Raw genomic sequence first — 20,092 nt, 5'->3', positions numbered from 1 at the left:
CGATGCTTTCTTCAGGGAAACCCTTCCTTCTCCCAACGGCAGAAGGAAGGATGATAAATTCCGGCACACCAGCCGCAGCAACAATTACTGTGCTTTCTGCAAATTGATCACGGTACGCGCATTAGAGGCGCTGGTTGCCAGCACATCGATCACACCGGTACGTAAGGCACCGAGAATCGCCGTTGCTTTCGTGTTTTCGGAAGCAATCGCAATAACACAGGGTATCGCGCGCAATTGCTCGAGACTCAGACCGATAACCCGGTCATTCATCACCGTATCAACCGGCATGCCTTTAATATTAAAGAAACTGTAGCCGGCAAGATCGCCAACCACTCCCTGCTCCTGACGCGCAGAGATAATTTCCTGCGGCGTAAACCACCCCAGCTGCACCATAAAACTATTTTCGTTCATATCGCCAAGACCAATTAACGCCACATCCGCCTTACTGGCCTGCTCAAGGGTGGCTTTAATCAGCCGGTTTTGCATAAATGCTGAACGTAACTCCGGTGTTTCCACATATGCCGGCGCGTAGAGCGTTTCGCTAAACCCATTGAACTTACGCGCCAGATTCCGGCTGATATGGTCGGCGTCGATCAGTTCGCCATCGCGTTTGGTACCGCCAATACCACAAATAAAGCGGCAGGTGCGTTCAGGGAAAATACCGACATGGCTGGCAATCGCCGCCACATTGCGCCCCTGACCGACGGTCACCGTCATATTATTTTTTAAAATACCGGCCAGATAGTTGCTGACCAGCGCCGCAACCTGCTGGCGCTGCTCCTCTTCATCGTGATGATCCAGAGCGATAAGCGCGCGTTTTATGCCGAAATTCTGGATAAACTGCTGCTCCATCTGCGAACTGAAAACCGGATGATATTTGACATTGATTTCAACAATCCCTTCCAGCCGGGCTTTTTTCAGCAAGCGCCCTACCTTGATGCGCGAAATGCCAAAGCGCTGCGAAATCTCTTCCTGCGTTTGTTCCTGTTCATAATAGGCAACCGCAATCTCAGTCAGAAGTTCATAATCAGAATCCGGCTCATTCATCACTTGGTTTTTCCATTATTGATACCTCGCTAATACTACTGTTGTTTCGCGATAAAATCCTCCACTACGCGTTTGATTAGCGCGCAGTAGCCAGCCGCATCCCAGGCTGCCCGGCCAATAAACAGGCCATCAATATTCGGTTGCGAAAGCAGCTCCACAGCATTGTCGATATTGACGCTGCCGCCATACAGCAACGGAATTTTTTGTCCGATCTCATCGCCAAAGCACTGGCAAAGAGCACCACGTAACGCAAGGTGGATACCCGCCGCTTCCTGTGGTGTCGCAGGGATACCCTGTTCACCGATAGCCCATACTGGCTCATAAGCGACCAGCGTTTGTGTCACTTGTTGCGCTGTCAGGCCATGCAGGGCGATTTTCATCTGTCTGATCACCGTTTCCGGCGAGACGCCCCACTGTTTTTCTTCCGCGCTGTCGCCGACACAAACCAGTGGACGCAAGCCATGACGCAGGGCGGCATGCACTTTTTTATTGATCGCGCCGTCGGTTTCATTGAACGCGTGGCGACGTTCTGAATGCCCCAGCTCCACCAGCGTCGCGCCGGTTTCGGCAATCATGCTGGCCGAGATCTCGCCGGTCCACGCGCCTTCTTCAGCGTAGTGCATATTCTGCGCGCCAGTCAGACAGGGTAGCTGATGACGCTGCAGAAACTCCGTCACCGGCTGAATGGCCGTAAACGGCGGAATAAAAAACGGCTGAATGGCCGGGTGAAGCACCGCCGGTAGTTGCTCTGCCAGGGTTTCGCAATAGTGTAGCGCCGCAGACAGCGGCTTGTTCATTTTCCAGCTGGTTCCAATCATGATGCGTTTCATCAACAACTAACCTCCATTTTTCTGATAAATCAGAGACCTGATAATCACTGCCGTCGTCTCTGGCAATAAACTGAACTTTTAATCACACTATGAACATATGTTAGATCACACTTCTCGTCAAAATGATCAATCAGGCGATGATCTGTGACCAACATCACGTATCATTTTTTTGCCATAGGTTAAGGTTTTGTTCATGTGATTCACCAGTGAACATATGAACAACACAACTCCTTACCATCAAGAGGCTCCACTATGTCATCAGAGAAAAAACCCGTTGTAGCGATAACCATTGGCGATCCTGCAGGGATCGGCCCGGAAATCACCGTGGCGACCATGATGGATAAAAGCGTCTACGATGAGTGCAAACCATTTTTAATCGGCTCAATTCCGATTATCCAGCGCGCGATGAAAATCCAGGGATGTGACTTCCCGCTGAATAAAATCTCCCACCCGCAGGAAGCGAAATTTCGCTGGGGCACGGTAGATGTGCTGGAAGTCGGTGACTATGACTGTGACAACATTGAGTGGGGCAAAGTCCAGCTGCAGGCAGGGAAAATGTCGCTGGACTATGTGATGAAATCAATTGAGCTGGGCAAGGCCGGACTGATTGATGTGGTTTCAACCGCGCCGATCCATAAAGAAGCCATCAAACTGGCGGGCTGTAAATTACCGGGACATACCGAAATTTATCAGGTAGAAACCCACTCTGACTACGGTCTGACCATGTTTCACGTCCACAATCTGCGCGTGTTCTTTGTCAGCCGCCATATCGCGCTGAAAGATGCCTGTGACTACGCCAATAAAGACCGCGTACTGGCCTGCGTACAGCAAATTCACCATGAATTTACCGCGCTGAATATTGCCAAACCGCGCATTGCGGTTGCCGCCCTTAACCCACACGCCTCAGATAACGGCCTGTTTGGTCATGAAGAAGCCACCAACCTGATCCCGGCAGTAAAAGCGGCGCAGGAAATGGGGATTAACGCCATCGGCCCGGTCCCGGCGGACTCTGTTTTCCACCTCGGCAAACAGGGCCGTTATGACGCCATTTTATCGCTGTATCACGATCAGGGACATATTGCCTGTAAGACCCTCGACTTCGAACGCTCGATTACCATCACTTTCGGCCTGCCATTTATGCGTAGCTCGGTAGACCATGGCACGGCTTTTGATATCGCGGGTACCGGCAAAGCCGGCACGGTCAGTATGCTGGAGTCCACGCTGGTCGCTGCACGTTACTGGAAAATGAAACATCAGTGATATTCACCGTTTCCCAAGATAAGCCAGGAGCAGAGAAATGGAAAAACATCTGTTAATCAGCAAAGGCAGTAAAGGCTGGGGCGGCCCACTTAGCATCAATATCCCCCAGGGAAAGAAGATCGCCTATATCACCGGGGGGATTCGTCCCCCGGTAGTCGATCGCCTTTCTGAGCTTACAGGCTGGACCCCGGTAGATGTGTTTAAGTACGGGGAACCGCCGGAAGAAGAGATTGGCCTGATGGTAATCGACTGTGGCGGCACGCTGCGCTGCGGTCTTTACCCGAAACGTGGTATTCCAACCATTAACCTGCACCCAACCGGGAAAAGCGGGCCGCTGGCGGAGTACATTCATGAAGAGATTTACGTCTCCGGCGTCACACCGGCCTGTATTGAAATGGTGTATCCGGCAGGCGAAGGAGCAAAACTCGGTATCGTCGCCGATGATTTGACCGGGGCAACCACCGTTGGCGTGCTGCTGGCGCACAGCGGACTGAAAACCGCCGCGTTTTTTGATGCCGACTCTTTTGCCCGTAGTGAGGAAGAGTATCCGGCCATGGTGGTCAGTAGCGACAGTCGTCCGTTGCCGAAAGCAGAAGCGCAGCAACGTGTCAGCACCGCGGTACAGCAGTTAAAAGCGCGCGGCGCCCACTACTTCACCAAACGCATTGATACCACTCTGCGCGGTGGTATTGGTTATGAAATTGACGCCATGCTGGAGCTGCTGCCGCAGGAGACCATTGCCGTGGTAGTACCGTCAATGCCGCAGTCGCGCCGTATTCTGGTGGGCGGTTATTCGGTAATCGATTCGGTTGCCCTCTCCTGCACCGATGTCGCCAGGGATGTACGCACACCGGTAACCGAGTCCTGGGTACCCGGCCTGCTCGCCGCGCAGACGCATCATCATGTCGGGCATATTAACCTGTCGCAGGTAATGCAGGGTGCCGGACAGATTCAGACCGCCCTGCTGGATCAGCAGCAACAGGGTGTACGGGTGATTGTGGTCGATGCGATTACGCTGGAAGATGTGAATGCCATCGCCTGTGCGGTCGTGGCGTTAAACTGGAATGTGCTGGCGGTGGATTCAGGTCCCTTTACTGAACGCCTGGCAATGAACCGCAGCCTGATGCATAACGATCAGCAACGCAGTCAGCAGAGCATTTGCCGGGAAACACAGCAGGGCTCAATCGTGATCGTGGCAGGCAGCGCCACCCCGGTGACGAAAAAGCAACTTAATCATCTGATCGCGAATGACGCGCGCGTATGTCATATCCCGGTGGATGCAGAATTGCTGCTGGACCGGAAAAATGCGGCGGAAATTGAAATTGCCCGCGTGGTGCGCCAGGCGAGGCAGTGTGTCGCCAGCCATAAAAATGCGTTATTTGTCTTTGAGTCGGCACTTACCGGCCGGTTACTGGATTTAAAAGAAGAAGAACAGCGCTTCGAGCTGGCCCCGGGTAGCGCTGCGGAAAATATTAATAAAGGGCTCGCCACTATTGTTAAGGATATTTTGTCCTGCGCTAACGGTGAAATAAAAGGTCTGTATATGACCGGGGGCGATACCATGGTCAATGTGCTGAAAGAACTTGGCGCAACCGGGATCGAAATGATTGATTACGTTATTCCGCAAACCGATATGGTGAAAATTATCGGCGGCGAATATAGCGGACTGGTTTGTGTCGGTAAAGGGGGTTTAACCGGCCCGGAAGATATCATTAGTACCATTGTTGATAATATCTATAAAGAGTCACTGCAGTAATACGGTCTTAAAACGAAGATAACGACGTGCACGTTACGCGGGCTGTTTTACGTCGCTCATCATTTATTCCATTACTTTCTGTACGTGAGTTACCCTATGAACATTAATATCTTAGAAAAAATGAATAAGGTCCCTGGCGGATTAATTATCATACCTCTGATAACCGCAATCCTTATTAATACCTTTGCGCCGTCGGTACTGACCATTGGCGGGCCAACCAGCGCATTGTTTAAAACAGGCTCCAGCGCAATGATGGGCATATTCCTGCTTATCTGCGGTACCTCGATTAATATTCGCCAGGCCGGATTACCGCTGTATAAAGGTGCGGTATTACTGCTAATGAAATGTGTGACCGGGGCGCTGGCAGTATGGGTGATCGGCTCACTCTTTGGACCGGCGGGTTTTATCGGTATCTCTTCACTGGCGTTTATTGCCTGCCTGACCAGCTCTAACAGTTCACTGTATATCGCGTTGTGCAGCACCTATGGCGATGCCAGCGACGCAGGGGCCATCTCGGTGTTCTGCGTTAAAGATGGTCCGTTTGTCACGATGATGGTGTTAGGGGTTAGCGGACTGGCCAATATCCCGTTTGCCGCCCTGCTGTCGATGCTGGTCCCGCTACTGATCGGTATGGCATGGGGCAACCTTGATGAACGCTTCAAACAGTTGTGCGCCTCAGCACAACCATTGATTATCATCATTATGTCGTTCGCGATTGGCGCTAACTCCAGTATTAATACCGTGTTTACCGCCGGGCTTTCCGGTGTGGTGCTGGGTGTGATCTCTGCCTGCACCGGGGTTATCTTCTACTTCGTTTATAACCTGTTTTTGAAAAATAAAACCGCGCTCGGCGCAGCGCTCGGCACCACCGCCGCCAGTTCCGCGCTGACCCCGGCAATGGTTGCCCAGGCCGACCCGTCACTGGCCATCTATGTCGATGCCGCGACGGCGCAACTTGCCACCGCCAGCATTATTACCATGCTGACCGCGCCGATTTTAGTTGCCTGGTTTGATAAGCGCCTGAAAAAACGCCAGCCACTGGTGCCGGCGCAGGTAGCGGAAACGGTAAAACCGGTTCAGTCCGCGCCACTGTCGTCACAGGTCAGTAAAGGGAATAAATAATATGTCCACGCCGTTGTATCAGCTCCGGGTGAGTTATGTCGGTCAGTATGTTGCAGACTATCTGCGGGAAAATAAGTTAATCCTGTTTGCGGCACCGGTACCACAGGATATCGCTGATTATTGCGTCGTTCATCAGCCGGGGGAATTAAGCGGTGCATTATTACCCGGACAAACGCTCAACATTAATCAGCATATTTACCGCATCACCGCAGTCGGAAATGTTGCAACGGCGAATTTAAAAGAACTCGGACATATTACATTGAATTTTGACGGTGCCATTGAGGCCGAATTTCCCGGAATGGTTCATCTTGCAGGCCAGATACCCGAAACCATTGAGCCAAACGATTTGTTTTATTTTCACCAGCAACTGAATTAAGTCATTAGTCATTAACAAGGGATGATAATCATTATCTCATTGTGATTGCTCTATCACTCTGCTTGCTAATTTAAGGAATCTGTTATGAAAAATATCGCTATTGGTGCCGATGACGCGGCCTTTGCTTTTCGTGATGCCATTGTTAATTATTTAACTGAACATGGTATTGCTGTTACTGATTACAGCAGCGACAAACGACAGGACGCGAATTATTATCCGGATGTCGCTCATGATGTTGCGATGGCGATTAAGCAAGGGGAGCATGATCGCGGCATTTTAATCTGTGGTACCGGTATTGGCATGGCTATTGTGGCCAATAAAGTCCCTGGTGTCCGTGCCGCGCAGTGTCACGATACCTTTTCTGCTGAGCGCGCACGTAAGAGCAATAATGCCCAAATTATCACCCTTGGCGCGCGTGTTATTGGCACCGAACTGGCGAAGAAGATTGTTCAGAGCTGGCTGGAATCAGAATATGAAGGCGGGAGTTCTGCAGTCAAAGTCGAACGTATTGATTATTACCAGAATCAACATAGCAAAGATTGATTGTCCGTATTGCCTCGCAGAAGGAAAACCGTATGAACCAGCTAGCAGCACTGAAAAGCTTTACCGTCGTCGTCGCGGATACCGGGGACATTGACTCAATTAAGAAATTTTCGCCAGAAGACGCGACCACTAACCCGTCACTGGTACTGAAAGCCGCGCAATTACCGCAATATCAGGGGCTGATTGCTGACGCCATCGGTAAAGCCCGGCGTCAGGGCGGCTGCGCGGAAACCCAGCTGATTAACGCCTGCGATCAGGTTGCCGTGGATATCGGCAGTGAGGTGTTGAACCACGTTCCGGGCCGTATCTCTACCGAGGTCGATGCCCGTTTTGCCTGGGATCGCGGACTCTGCGTATCACGCGCCCGCAAACTGATTCAGCTGTATAAACAGAATGATATCGACCCTGCGCGTATCCTGATCAAACTGGCCGCCACCTGGGAAGGCATTCGTGCCGCTGAGGAACTGGAACGCGAAGGGATCCATTGCAATCTGACCTTGCTGTTCTCATTTGCTCAGGCCAGAGCCTGTGCCGAAGCCGGGGTGTTTCTGATCTCGCCGTTTGTCGGACGTATTTACGACTGGTACCAGCAGCATCAGCCTCAGGCCAGCTACAGTGCTGAGAACGATGCCGGCGTCAAATCCGTACAGGCGATTTATCAGTATTACAAAACCCATGGCTATGAAACCGTGGTAATGGGAGCAAGCTTCCGGCGCAAAGAACAGATTATGGCGCTGGCGGGTTGCGACCGCCTGACCATTTCACCGGCACTGCTGGATGAACTGGCGGCCTGTAACGATCCCCTGCCGCGTCAGCTTCATCCGGGCCGCGTCAGCGAAACCCGCCCCAGCCCGATGACTCAGGCTGAATTCCTCTGGCAACATCATCAGGATCCGATGGCGGTGGATAAACTGGCTGAAGGGATCCGACTTTTTGCGGCTGATCAACTGAAACTGGAAGATCAGATCCGCCAGATGCTTTGATTATTTCCGGCAAGGATAAAATATGAATAACACAAAATCCCAGCGGCGGGAGTACGCCAACGCACTCCGTGCGCTCAGTATGGATGCGGTACAACAAGCCAAATCCGGCCATCCGGGGGCACCGATGGGCATGGCGGATATCGCCGAAGTCCTGTGGCGCGATGTCCTCAACCATAATCCGCAAAACCCGTGCTGGGCTGACCGTGACCGTTTTGTTCTCTCCAATGGCCATGGTTCAATGCTGATCTACAGCCTGCTGCATCTCACCGGCTACGATCTGCCGCTGGAAGAACTGAAGAATTTCCGTCAGTTACATGCCAAAACGCCGGGACATCCGGAAGTGGGTTATACCCCCGGTGTTGAAACCACCACCGGGCCGCTGGGCCAGGGGATTGCCAACGCCGTCGGTATGGCGCTGGCCGAACGCACACTGGCGGCGCAGTTTAATCGTCCGGGCCACGATATCGTCAATCACTTCACTTATACCTTTATGGGTGACGGTTGCATGATGGAGGGCATTTCCCACGAAGTATGCTCACTGGCGGGCACGCTGAAACTGGGCAAACTGGTGGCGTTCTACGACGATAACGGTATCTCAATTGATGGTGAGGTTGACGGCTGGTTCACCGACGATACCGCAAAACGCTTTGAAGCCTATGGCTGGCACGTGGTACGCGCCGTGGATGGTCATGATGCGGATGCGATTAAGCGTGCCATCGAAGCAGCGAAATCCGTTATCGATCGGCCTTCGCTGCTGATCTGCAAAACCATCATCGGCTTCGGCTCACCGAACAAAGCCGGTTCCCATGATTCCCATGGCGCCCCGCTCGGTGAGGCGGAAGTTGCCCTGACGCGTGAGCAACTGGGCTGGAAACACGCTCCGTTTGTGATCCCGAGCGAGATCAGAGCGCAGTGGGATGCTCGCGAAGCCGGTCTGGCGAAGGAAACTGCCTGGAAGAATAAGTTTGTCGCTTATGCCAAAGCCTTCCCGCAGCTGGCGGAGGAATTCGCCCGCCGCAGCAAGGGAGAGATGCCCGCTGAGTTCGCGGCTAAGGCGCAGGAATTTATCGCTAATCTGCAGGCCAATCCGGCCAATATCGCCAGCCGTAAAGCCTCGCAGAATGCGATCGAAGCCTTTGGTCATCTGCTGCCGGAATTCCTGGGCGGCTCCGCTGACCTGGCGCCAAGCAACCTGACCATGTGGTCCGGCTCGCAGGCAATCAATGAAAACCCAGCCGGCAACTATATCCATTACGGTGTGCGTGAATTCGGGATGACCGCTATTGCCAACGGCATCGCGCTGCATGGTGGTTTCCTGCCGTATACCTCCACCTTCCTGATGTTCGTTGAATATGCGCGTAATGCGGTGCGGATGGCGGCGCTGATGAAGCAACGCCAGGTGATGGTTTATACCCATGACTCCATCGGTCTCGGCGAAGATGGCCCGACTCACCAGCCGGTAGAACAGCTGGCCGCGCTGCGCGTGACGCCGAACCTGAGTACCTGGCGTCCCTGTGACCAGGTCGAGTCGGCGGTGGCGTGGAAATATGCCGTCGAACGTCATGATGGTCCGACCGCGCTAATCTTCTCACGCCAGAATCTGCCGCAGCAGCCACGTAGCGCGCAACAGCTGGCCGATATCGCCCGCGGGGCTTATACCCTGAAAGATTGCGCCGGTCAGCCACAACTGATCCTGATTGCCACCGGCTCAGAAGTGGAGCTGGCGGTAGCCGCATGGGATCAGCTGTCTGCTGAGGGAGTGAAAGCGCGCGTGGTTTCCATGCCGTCCACCGATCTGTTTGACCAGCAGGATGCTGCTTACCGTGAGGCGGTTCTGCCGCATGCCGTGTCGGCCCGGGTGGCGATTGAAGCCAGCATCGCTGACTACTGGTATAAATACGTCGGCCTGAATGGCGCCGTCGTCGGTATGACCACCTTTGGCGAGTCCGCACCCGCGGATAAACTGTTCGAGCTGTTTGGTTTCACGGTAAAAAATGTAGTAAGTAAAGCGAAAGCGCTGCTGTAAAACCGCAGCGGTAAAATGCTTCCATCCGCCGGGGTGGGAGCATTTTTTATTTTCAGCACGGCTATATGGCGTGCCAACTGGATCAGAGAAAAAACCACTTAATAATAAAATAATTAATCTGTATAAATGATAGTAGCCATCTTCCGATCTATCCCTGAATCAATACACCTCTGCAACTTAGCGTTGCAACAGATCTTTGCCACGGACAATTTCGCCATCAGGTCTTTCAATAAAAACTTTATTCGCGAAATAGAACAGTACCAGCCCATCGCGGGATTTACTTAACTGCATCTGACGATCTTTAACTATACAATTCTCCTTCACCTGCATATCATCGAAGCAGAGCAGATAAGAGGTATCCTGACTGGGGAAAAAGGTATCATCTCGTGGTTTCTCCGTCTGATACCCCTGAGCAAAATCCCAGAAAGACACCCACTGCATGCCATCATAATCCAGCACGGGAAAACCATATTTCTTTTCCAGCATCGATTTATTTTCCTGCCACCAGGCAATTTTTCTGTTGATGGTTAAGGGAAAGTTTCTTACCAGTATATAGGCGGAAGAATCCATATAATGGATCGCCACAATCTCTACCGGACGGGAGAGTTTCCAGAAAAAAGATAAAAGTATAATTAACAGCAAAGCAAACAAAATTTTTAAGATGGCGTATTTCATTTACTTCGCTCCCCGCTAATTTCCACAGTAGCACTCATATTGGTCATAAAAGGTCTGAAAGCGAACTTCTCCCAGTGCTGCAAAAGAAACCAGATACGGAAAAGCGGTATATTATGAAAGCAATGATTCATTATATCCCCCTCATCCAGTCCAAAATGGTCCTGTCCTTTATAATGAATCATTGCGCGAAAACGTCCATCTGCAATATGTAGAGATTGAAAGGTAATTTGTGTAGCAAAAACATCATGTACAGAAACCCCCAATCCGTTAAGTCGATCCTGCCAGCGGTTAAATTTAGGTAAAATTGTATTTTTCAGTATAGTATTAAAGTCATCTGACTTTGAAAAAGGATAATATTTATTATCCCAGTCAATATTCGATTTCAACACAGCTCCAATTGCCGCCAATGAGCTTTTATCTGATTTATCATTAAGGATATGAATATAGTAAGCGGTATCCAGTTCGGATGAATCAAATGGCGTCCCTATGTTAGTTTGCATATGATTAATCAGATCAAGGATGAGCCCACGATGCCCGATAAAAGACATTGGCCAGGAGAAGCGCCTGAACTGGTCAAACAATATTCTTGCTATCTCTGCATGGCGGCGTGTTTCACTGATTATTACCGGTCTGGCAAAAGAATAATTACCCAAAGGATATGCGGAAACTTCTCCCCGCCAGGGATCAACCCCTTCGACAATAGTGTTTAAGTTATAATGAGCCTTCAAACAATTTTCACTTAAATCACCATACCTCATATCATCAGCATGATAATCATCAAACTGATTTTTTGTCTGGTACAGCGTAAAGGGAAACTGTAACGCGGCGGAGCTTAAAGCCGGGGGTGGTGACATGGGAGATTCCTTCTCATCCGGGTTGGGCTTCATGCCCGTGAACGGTTTTTATAGCGTAAATACGCGCCTGCCGGAAACCTGCCCGATCACATTTTTCCATTTTTTCACCGCGCCGCAGATAGCCTTTTATCCGCCAATCAATCGCAGCCATTGACAGTGGCGTAAATACCACTCCTGCTACCCGGAAAACGCTAATGCCACAACCAGATATTTACATTATCTTACTGCTGGTATATATCCCGTTTCCTGAATCAATAAATTGATGCAACTTAGCGTTGCAACAGATCTTTGCCACGGACAACTTCGCCATCAGGTCTTTCAATAAAAACTTTATTCGCGAAATAGAACAGTACCAGCCCATCGCGGGTTTTTCCCATATCCATCTGACGATCTTTAACTATGCAATTCTCTTTCACCTGCATATCATCGAAGCAGAGCAGATAAGAGGTATCCTGACTGGGGAAAAAGGTATCATCTCGTGGTTTCTCCGTCTGATACCCCTGAGCAAAATTCCAGAAAGACATACGCTGCATGCCATCATAATCCAGCGCTGGCAAACCATATTTCTTTTCCAGCATCGGTCTATTCTCCTGCCACCAGGCAATTTTTCTGTTGATGGTTATGGGAAAGTTTCTTACCAGTATATAGGCGGAAGAATTCATATAATGGATCGCCACAATCTCTACCGGACGGGAGAGTTTCCAGAAAAAAGATAAAAGTATAATTAACAGCAAAGCAAACAAAATTTTTAAGATGGCGTATTTCATTTACTTCATTCCCCGCTCATTTCCACAGTAGCACTTATATTGGTCATAAAAGGTCTGGCAAAAGAATAATTACCCAAAGGATATGTGGAAACGTCTCCCCGCCAGGGGGCGCCCCCTTCGACAATAGGGTTTAATTTATAAGACGCTTTCAAAATAATTTCACTTAAATCACCATACCTCATATCATCAGCATGATAATCCTCAAACGGTTTTTTTGTCTGATACAGCGTAAAGGGAAACTGTAACGCGGCGGAACTTAAAGCCGGGGGTGGTGACATGGGAGATTCCTTCTCGTCCGGGTTGGGCTTCATGCCCGTGAACGGTTTTTATAGCGTAAATACGCGCCTGCCGGAAACCTGCCCGATCACATTTTTCCGTTTTTTCACCGCGCCGCAGACCCTCTGTTTATCCTCCAGCGCAATCGCCGCCGCTGGCTGGGAAAAGTTAGTGCATCAGTCAGCAGGCCATCATTTAATTCTGCTAACTTAATTCAATTTCCAGCTATAATCATCTGACTGCCATTGCGACTGAAACCGATCAAATATGGTTAACTTTAGCGACAAGATAAAACAATCCCACCAGAAATAATAACAAACCATTCCTGACAGCAGCAATACGATTACACAAACAATTATTATAATCAGATAATTTAACCCGTTTTGCTTAATGCCATTATAAAAATATTTTTAAATATTAATAATTTGACAGCATCCGTAGCCGCGGCATAGATTTATACAAACTGTTATCAATATATTCGAATTCAGAAAATGGTGATGCTGACAGCGTCGCCATTTAAGTTATTACGTTTTTATGATCATTATAAAACGACATATGTTAATAACTTTTTATTGCATGCCTGAATTCGGGCATGAATGAATTATCACCGTGCCATCTCACATCAGGGTTTAAGATGAAGACCAATGTGCCTGTCAGACAGCAGGAGTATCTGTTAGATGCGGATACAACATTAATGTCCACCACCGATATCAAGAGCTACATCACTTATGCCAACTCCAGTTTCATCCGGGTAAGTGGATATTCCGAAGCGGAACTGCTGACTCAGCCTCACAACCTGGTACGCCACCCGGACATGCCAAAAGAGGCTTTCGCCGATATGTGGTATACCCTGCAGCAGGGCTGCAGCTGGACAGGACTGGTGAAAAACCGGCGTAAACAGGGCGAACACTACTGGGTGCGGGCAAACGTTACGCCAGTTTTTCATAACGATGAGTTATCCGGCTATATTTCCGTGCGCAATACGCCAGCCGCTGAGGAAATCAAATTCGCCGAACGTTTGTATGATGCGGTGCGAAAAAAACAGGCCGGAAGCCGCCGTTTTTATAAAGGGCTGGTGGTCCGTACCGGGCTGTTTTCGCCGCTCTCACTATTACAAAGAGTCTCCGTGCGCTGGCGCATCCGCAGCCCGCTATTTGTTACTGCTCTGCTCCCGGTGCTGCTGGCATCCGGCGGCGTCACTCCCGGCTGGAACGCGCTGATCAGCGGATTGCTGTTTCTGCTGTGCGATCTTTTTTTGCAGCGTCAGATCAGTCGCCCGCTGAAAACCATACAACAGCAGGCGCAAAACCTGGTATCCGGACGCAAAATTAAACATATTCATCTCAACCGCGTGGATGAAATCGGCCTGCTGCTGCGCTCAATTAACCAGTTCGGGCTCAACCTGAATTCGCTGGTGGATGATGTCGGCACCCAGGTAAAAGGTATGACCGATGTCAGCCAGCGCATGAGCGAAAACAATACCGCGCTCAACAGCCGCAGCGAAGAGACCTCCGCCAATCTGCAACAAACGGCAGCGGCAATTGAGCAGATTACCGTCGCGGTGCAACAAAGCTCGGAAACCGCCGTTCTGGTAACCCATTTAGCACAAGCGGCCAGCCAGACCGCACGGGAAGGCGGCGAGATCATGGCCGAAACTATCGGCATGATGGAGTCCATTTCCAGCGCCAGTAGCAAGATTGTCGATATCATTAGCGTCATAGACAGTATTGCGTTTCAGACCAATATCCTCGCGCTGAATGCCGCAGTCGAAGCCGCCAGGGCGGGCGCGCAGGGACGCGGTTTTGCCGTAGTGGCCACCGAAGTACGCAATCTGGCGCAGCACTCCGCCTCCGCAGCCAAAGAGATCAAGACGCTGATAGATGACAATGTTAAAAGCGTGGCGTCCGGTGAAAGGATGGTCGAGAACGCCAGCAAGCACATTGATGAAATCGTCAACGAAGTCACGCAAGTTTCCACCATGATTAAAGAGATCACCGATGCCGCACAGGAGCAGACCTCGGCGCTCGGCCTGATTAACCAGTCGATTGCCCAGATCGAAACCATGACTCAGAGCAATACCGAAATGGTTCTCCAGTCGGCGGACACGGCGGAAACCATCAATCGCCAGGCAATACGACTGACTAATGCGCTTAACGTTTATGCCAGGTAACGGGAGAATACCTTAACCCCAGCCACAAGCTGGCAGCAGTACAAACCATAAGCACCGGCGGCATTAATGCCGCCTCTACGGTAGAATACCTGAAGCCATTAATGCCCCCCTTACAATCCGTTATCTAAAACACCCGGACTGGTTGTATATTCATGCGCAGGATTTTCCAATACGGAAATAGCGCGTCAGGATAAACTGGCTAACCATCAAGACAACCAGAATGAGTTAATCGCTTCTCTATGTGCAGACAAGAAATCATAGCAGGGAAAGGCTCCGCTTTTAGCGCCGGCGTTATCGCCTGCGGTCCGACAATTTTGGGTTACTGGAGTATTGGCTTTGCCTCTGGCGCGATTGGATCGTTGTCCGGTTTTTCATTAACCGATATCACGCTGTTATCAGCGCTACTGTATGCCGGCTCGGCACAGTTTCTGTTCTATTCATTATGGGCGGGTGGCGCAGGCACTATTGCCATTTTGCTGGCGGTGCTGCTGGTAAATATTCGCTATCTGCTGATGAGCTCCTTCCTCGCACGTTTTTTTGCCGGACTATCCGCAGCAAAGAAATTCACCAGCGGCATATTGCTGACGGATGAGACGTTTGGTGTCGCGGCACAATATGCCGGCAGGCACGGACAAATTCCGTTCTGGTGGATGCTGGGGCTAAACGTCACCGCTTACGCTAACTGGATTATCGCCAATATTATTGGTGCGCTGTTTGCCAGCTATATTCCGGCAGAAGTTTCGCACCGGCTCGGCTTTAGCCTGACCGCGATGTTTATCGGCTTGCTGGCGCTTAATTACTTTGGCAGTAAACATAAAAAGCTGGAAATTGTGGCGATGGCGGTTTCCGCCATCGTGGTGCTGGCGACCCTGGGGATTCTGGATGTGAATATCTCGATTCTGGTTGCCACGGCAGTAGCCGCAACCCTGTGTGCCACCATTATGAAATGTTATGCTGCCCGGAGTGAAGTATGAGCACATCGATTGTTGTCACCGTGGCACTTTGCGCGGCAGTCACCATCGCCATTCGGGCCTTACCGATCGTCTTTCTGGCTGGCGCCACCCTGCCGCGTTTTGTGTTAAATATGCTGAGCTTTGTTCCTTCCGGGATTATGATCGCTATTGTGGCATTAGAACTGACCAGCCAGTCAGGACAACAGGGTGGCACCGCTGCGCCGCTGGTTTCTGCGGCGCTGGCAACGCTGGTAGCCATTCTGACCAGGAGTCTGTTTGCTACGGTGCTGGCAGGGGTTGGCTGTTATTTGATTTGGTTTTTTGTTGGCTAACTGTCGGATGGCGTTGGCCGTTCTGGCATTAATACAAAAAAATATTATTTATAATCAGAATAATAGACAGCCGGATATGACGATAGCGGACAATATCGCGTTTCTTGACAGCATGGCCCCTGAGCGTTATTCACTGTAACAGATGTTGATGAATTCAATCCCGTACCGTTTCCCTTTAACCAAGAAAAGGCCCGGTAACCATGGAAGAAAACACGCAACAACGAACCGAGAAATACATTTCAGCAAGAAATCAGCACCCAGCCTGGGTGCTACTTGCCGCGCGCCGCGCGCCCCTCGTACTAAGCTGCCTGCAGGTATTATTTGAAAAATCACACGATGGCATCGCCGTTGAAGATGCCCTGCAGGCATTAACGGTGATGCTTGCGGATCATGCCAGCCAGGAGCAGTACCAGATTGATGCTGAAAACACTGCGCTTCAGGCGGGTCGTGAACTACGGGAATGGATTAAGCGCCGTCTGGTTGTGGAACGTGAAGGACGCATCTATGCGACGGATGCTCTGGAGGTCGCGATCAATTTTGTTGCAGCGCTCGATAATCGCATTATGACCTCTACCGCCTCGCGGCTGTCGATAGTGCAACGTGAAATCGAAAACCTGGAAACCAGCCTCAACCCCAATCCGGCAAGCCGCATCGCCACCCTGCGCCGACGAAAAGCCGATACTGAACGTGAGCTGGCAGAGGCCGAAGCCGGACATATAACCGTGCCGGGAGAATATCAGGCGGTGGAAGGCATTCGCGAAGTCTACAGCCTCGCCAGCGGGTTACGCGCCGATTTTCGTCGCGTGGAAGACTCCTGGCGTGAAGCCGATCGCGCGCTCAGACAGTCGATTATCGGTGAACAATATCACCGGGGTGAAATCGTCGACCGCCTGCTCAACGATCAGGACTCGTTGCTCAATACTGCCGAAGGCCGGGTATTCGACAGTTTTCAGCAACAACTTCGCCAGTCTGATGAGCTGACGGCAATGAGTGAACGTCTGCGCATTATTCTGCACCATCCTGCCGCTGCTGATGCCCTGTCGCGCTCTCAGCGCCAGGAACTACGCTGGCTGGTTAAACGTCTGGTCGATGAGTCGCAGACCGTACTTCAGGCGCGATCGCGCAGTGAACGCGACGTGAAAGGTTTTCTGAAGACCGGACTGGCCGCTGAGCATCATCGCGTCGGACACTTGCTAAATGAGTTCTTCAGCCTTGCACTGCGACTGGACTGGCAACGACAGGCTACCCGCAAACGTGAAGTCTCCCTGCCAGCGTTAGGTGTGGCGGTTGCCGGGGTTTCGGCAGTAGAACGTTTACGCTTTAAAGAGATGGATGAAGATGCGGAACAGGTGCTGGATCTCAGTCAGCATGCTGCCGATCTGCAACAGATTGGCGATGACTTTTGGGATGCGTTTAACGGCCTGGATCGTGAAGCGCTGATCCGACAAACCCTGGACGTACTGGCACAGGAAAACCGCGCGGTCACCCTTGGCGAGCTGGCGCGCTTACTACCGCCGGTTCACGACCTGGAAACCTTCGCCATATGGCTGGGTATGGCGCGTGAGGCAGGAATTGAGGTGCGCGATGAACAGCGGGAAATCATTGAACTCACCGACCATCAGCAGCGCCACTGGCAATTTAGCCTGCCTTACACCGGGCTGGAAAACCGGGCGTTGAAAGATATTGACTGGGAGAAGTAGGCATGGCTGGCTTTTTTGATAAGGCAATCCTCTCTGAGACCCCTGACCCCTTGACCATAACGGCAGGATCGCCAGCGGATGATTTAACCTCCCACCCGGCGCCGGCCGACAGCGCCGACAGCGAGCAGCGCACCGGAAAGCGGGTACGCGAAGCCGCCCAGGAGCTGCTGAAATATGGCCTGCTTGAGGAGAACCAGAAACCCAACCTTTACCGCACAGCCCTGACCAGCAGCGCACAGATAGCCGATATTCTCGAACCTCTCGATCTTTGCATGGGTATCGATGAAATCCGCGGCCTGTTGTTTATCAGGGTGCGCCAGGATGAATTAGCGGAGGAGGACGAGTGGTCACATCCGTTAGTACGGCGACAGCGCCTCAATCTGGAGCAGTCGTTACTGGTGGCGATCCTGCGTCAGCATTTTATCGCTTACGAACAGGAGAGCGGTACCGGCGCCAGTCAGGCACTGATTGCCGTTGATGATCTGATCCCGCAATTACAGGTATACCTTGGCGATCCCGGCAGCGAATCGAAGGAACGAACCCGGGTGATTAACCTGTTGGATCAACTTAAAGCCCATGGACTGGTGTCCGCGCCGGATGCCCATGAACGCGTCATAATCCGACCGATCATCGCTCACCTCGCCTCTCCGGCTAACCTGCAGGCCTTACTGATTTGGCTACGGGAACAGCTGAACCGCCGGCTACCTGCGGCAGAGCAGACATCGGATGAATTCAGGGAGGAGAGAGAATGAACCCGATAACGCTCCGGGCGGAAAATGAAACCTTTATTATGAGCCACCTTGAATTATTCAACTGGGGTAGTTTTCAGGGACGGCACCAGGCTGCCATTGATGCGGCAGGAACGGCGATCATCGGCCCAACCGGGAGCGGCAAAACCACGCTGGTTGATGCATTTATGACACTGCTGTGCGCCAGTCCCCGCTACAACCTGGCCTCAACCGGCGGACATGAGAGCGACCGGGATCTGGTATCTTATGTTCGTGGCGTATCCGGTCCTGGCGATGGCGGCGCCGGACAGTCTCATATCGCCCGACCGGGTAAAACCGTTACCGCGATTGCCGCTACGCTGGAGCGCGAAGGTCAGCAAGTTCGCCTGGGGGCATTGCTGTGGTTTGAAAATACCAGCTCTGCCGCTTCTGATCTGAAAAAGCTCTGGCTGTTCAGTGATAACCCGGAACAGACACTGGAGCACTGGCTCAACATTTATCACGAAGGCGGCATGCGGTCGCTGCGGCAAATGGAAAAAAGCAGCAGCGGAATCTGGATGTGGCCAAATAAAAAAGCCTACCTGGCACGCTTACGCGACTTCTTTGAGGTGGGTGAAAATGCCTTTACCCTGCTCAACCGGGCGGCAGGACTGAAACAGCTCAACAGCATTGATGAAATTTTCCGTGAACTGGTGCTCGACGATCACTCGGCCTTTGAACGCGCAGCAGAAGTCGCCAACAGCTTTGATGATCTTACCGATATCCATCAGGAACTGGAAACCGCACGCAGGCAACAACGCTCACTGCAACCGATCGCCGATAGCTGGTCTAAGTATCAGACGCAGGAAGGCAAACTCAGCGACAAACTGATGCTTGAATCCCTGCTGCCCGGCTGGTTTGCCGGGCAGGCATCTCAGCTGTGGCAGGCTGAAGTTACGCAACTGGCAGCGGAGATCGCCGCAGCGGAAATCAACCGGGCCGGACTGCAGACAGAGCTTGAACGGCAGAAATCGCGGGTAACCGCCTGCCTGCAACGCTATCTGCAACTCGGCGGCAGCAATATTGATGAGCTCAGGGACCGCATCAAAGAATGGCAAAATATCCGTGGCAAACGAGAAATCCAGGCAGAACAGTATCAGCAGCTGGCGCGAAATCTTACGCTAGCGCCAGAGCTGACAAAGGCGACATTACTTGCGAACCAACATGCCGCCAGCGCACGGCTGGCGCAGTTACATGATGAGATACCCGCCCGAGAGCTCGAGGTTTATCAGAAAGGCGCGGCAGAATTCAGCTTAACCGAACAGCTCCGGCAACTGCAAAAAGAGAAAGCGGAGGTTGAACGTCGGCCGGATTCTAACCTTCCCGCCCCGTTTCAGACCTTCCGCAGCGAACTGGCTGCTGCTCTGGATATTGATGAATCGGTGCTGCCTTTTGTCGCCGAACTGGTGCAGGTCCGGCCTGAAGAACAGGCATGGCGCGGCGCGATAGAGCGCGCCATCGGCAGTCACCGACTACGAATTCTGGTGCCGCCGCAATCCGCTCAGCCAGCTCTGCGCTGGATTAACCAGCGACACAACCGGCTACATGTACGTTTGCTCGAAGTAAAAACACCGCATTCACCCCCCACATTTTTTTACGACGGCTTTACCCGTAAGCTGAGCTGGAAAGATCACCCGTGGAGAGAGGCGGTTAAA

The 20,092-nt window shown here is 51.6% G+C and carries 20 protein-coding genes; 14 read left to right on the top strand and 6 right to left on the bottom strand.

Annotated elements, in window-relative coordinates:
• Positions 1–84 precede the first annotated feature (84 nt).
• Together JWF83_RS10185 and JWF83_RS10180 are read right to left on the bottom strand one after the other, a co-directional pair.
• A complete protein-coding gene (locus JWF83_RS10185) occupies positions 85–1,047 on the bottom strand; it encodes a sugar-binding transcriptional regulator (protein ID WP_413650326.1) in 963 nt (320 codons plus the stop codon).
• 35 nt (positions 1,048–1,082) lie between these two features.
• Entirely contained in the window at positions 1,083–1,877 is a 795-nt protein-coding gene (locus JWF83_RS10180; protein WP_413650095.1) for a triose-phosphate isomerase, read from the bottom strand.
• Between the two features lie 252 nt (positions 1,878–2,129).
• Here JWF83_RS10180 and pdxA point away from each other — a divergent pair, with 252 nt between their 5' ends.
• The 7 genes from pdxA (at position 2,130) to tkt (ending at position 9,943) form a co-directional block, all read left to right on the top strand.
• A complete protein-coding gene (pdxA, locus tag JWF83_RS10175) occupies positions 2,130–3,137 on the top strand; it encodes a 4-hydroxythreonine-4-phosphate dehydrogenase PdxA (protein ID WP_413650094.1) in 1,008 nt (335 codons plus the stop codon).
• Positions 3,138–3,174: 37 nt separating this feature from the next.
• A complete protein-coding gene (locus JWF83_RS10170) occupies positions 3,175–4,893 on the top strand; it encodes a four-carbon acid sugar kinase family protein (protein ID WP_413650093.1) in 1,719 nt (572 codons plus the stop codon).
• A 96-nt stretch (positions 4,894–4,989) separates the two neighbouring features.
• A complete protein-coding gene (locus JWF83_RS10165; protein ID WP_413650092.1) occupies positions 4,990–6,015 on the top strand; it encodes a 2-keto-3-deoxygluconate permease in 1,026 nt (341 codons plus the stop codon).
• 1 nt (position 6,016) lies between these two features.
• Complete coding sequence (locus tag JWF83_RS10160) at positions 6,017–6,391, top strand: PTS glucitol/sorbitol transporter subunit IIA (RefSeq protein WP_413650091.1); 375 nt, start codon at positions 6,017–6,019, stop codon at positions 6,389–6,391.
• A gap of 84 nt (positions 6,392–6,475) precedes the next feature.
• Positions 6,476–6,934 carry a ribose 5-phosphate isomerase B gene (gene rpiB / locus JWF83_RS10155; RefSeq protein ID WP_413650090.1) on the top strand — a complete coding sequence of 153 codons (459 nt, stop codon included), beginning with the start codon at positions 6,476–6,478 and terminating at the stop codon, positions 6,932–6,934.
• A 32-nt stretch (positions 6,935–6,966) separates the two neighbouring features.
• A complete protein-coding gene (tal, locus tag JWF83_RS10150; RefSeq protein ID WP_413650089.1) occupies positions 6,967–7,917 on the top strand; it encodes a transaldolase in 951 nt (316 codons plus the stop codon).
• A gap of 22 nt (positions 7,918–7,939) precedes the next feature.
• Positions 7,940–9,943 carry a transketolase gene (gene tkt / locus JWF83_RS10145; RefSeq protein WP_413650088.1) on the top strand — a complete coding sequence of 668 codons (2,004 nt, stop codon included), beginning with the start codon at positions 7,940–7,942 and terminating at the stop codon, positions 9,941–9,943.
• 177 nt (positions 9,944–10,120) lie between these two features.
• Here tkt and JWF83_RS10140 read toward each other — a convergent pair whose 3' ends face one another.
• The 4 genes from JWF83_RS10140 to JWF83_RS10125 form a co-directional block, all read right to left on the bottom strand.
• Positions 10,121–10,618: a DUF943 family protein gene (locus tag JWF83_RS10140; RefSeq protein ID WP_413650087.1), complete on the bottom strand. Its 498-nt coding sequence runs from the start codon at positions 10,616–10,618 to the stop codon at positions 10,121–10,123.
• Entirely contained in the window at positions 10,615–11,472 is an 858-nt protein-coding gene (locus JWF83_RS10135) for a DUF3289 family protein (protein ID WP_413650086.1), read from the bottom strand. The genes JWF83_RS10140 and JWF83_RS10135 overlap by 4 nt, the downstream gene beginning before the upstream one ends.
• A gap of 269 nt (positions 11,473–11,741) precedes the next feature.
• The gene (locus JWF83_RS10130; RefSeq protein WP_413650085.1) at positions 11,742–12,239 is read right to left on the bottom strand and encodes a DUF943 family protein; all 498 of its coding nucleotides are present in this window, start codon (positions 12,237–12,239) and stop codon (positions 11,742–11,744) included.
• 5 nt (positions 12,240–12,244) lie between these two features.
• A complete protein-coding gene (locus tag JWF83_RS10125; RefSeq protein WP_413650084.1) occupies positions 12,245–12,517 on the bottom strand; it encodes a DUF3289 family protein in 273 nt (90 codons plus the stop codon).
• Here JWF83_RS10125 and JWF83_RS10120 point away from each other — a divergent pair.
• The 7 genes from JWF83_RS10120 to JWF83_RS10090 form a co-directional block, all read left to right on the top strand.
• Complete coding sequence (locus tag JWF83_RS10120; protein WP_413650083.1) at positions 12,516–12,728, top strand: hypothetical protein; 213 nt, start codon at positions 12,516–12,518, stop codon at positions 12,726–12,728. The genes JWF83_RS10125 and JWF83_RS10120 overlap by 2 nt on opposite strands.
• A gap of 421 nt (positions 12,729–13,149) precedes the next feature.
• Complete coding sequence (locus tag JWF83_RS10115) at positions 13,150–14,685, top strand: methyl-accepting chemotaxis protein (RefSeq protein WP_413650082.1); 1,536 nt, start codon at positions 13,150–13,152, stop codon at positions 14,683–14,685.
• A gap of 239 nt (positions 14,686–14,924) precedes the next feature.
• Positions 14,925–15,659 (top strand): AzlC family ABC transporter permease, encoded by a 735-nt coding sequence (locus JWF83_RS10110; protein WP_413650081.1) that lies wholly within the window; start codon positions 14,925–14,927, stop codon positions 15,657–15,659.
• Complete coding sequence (locus tag JWF83_RS10105) at positions 15,656–15,970, top strand: AzlD domain-containing protein (protein ID WP_413650080.1); 315 nt, start codon at positions 15,656–15,658, stop codon at positions 15,968–15,970. Before JWF83_RS10110 ends, JWF83_RS10105 begins: the two co-directional genes overlap by 4 nt.
• 200 nt (positions 15,971–16,170) lie before the next feature.
• A complete protein-coding gene (locus JWF83_RS10100; protein WP_413650079.1) occupies positions 16,171–17,670 on the top strand; it encodes a DUF3375 domain-containing protein in 1,500 nt (499 codons plus the stop codon).
• 2 nt (positions 17,671–17,672) lie between these two features.
• Complete coding sequence (locus JWF83_RS10095; protein ID WP_413650078.1) at positions 17,673–18,422, top strand: DUF4194 domain-containing protein; 750 nt, start codon at positions 17,673–17,675, stop codon at positions 18,420–18,422.
• Positions 18,419–20,092: ATP-binding protein (locus JWF83_RS10090; protein ID WP_413650077.1), on the top strand; the 1,674-nt coding region annotated here is incomplete at its 3' end. The genes JWF83_RS10095 and JWF83_RS10090, both read left to right, overlap by 4 nt.

It is taken from the genome of Pantoea sp. B65, assembly GCF_047308185.1.
GTDB lineage: Bacteria > Pseudomonadota > Gammaproteobacteria > Enterobacterales > Enterobacteriaceae > Erwinia.
This window is presented reverse-complemented; position numbering and strand designations above follow the sequence as displayed.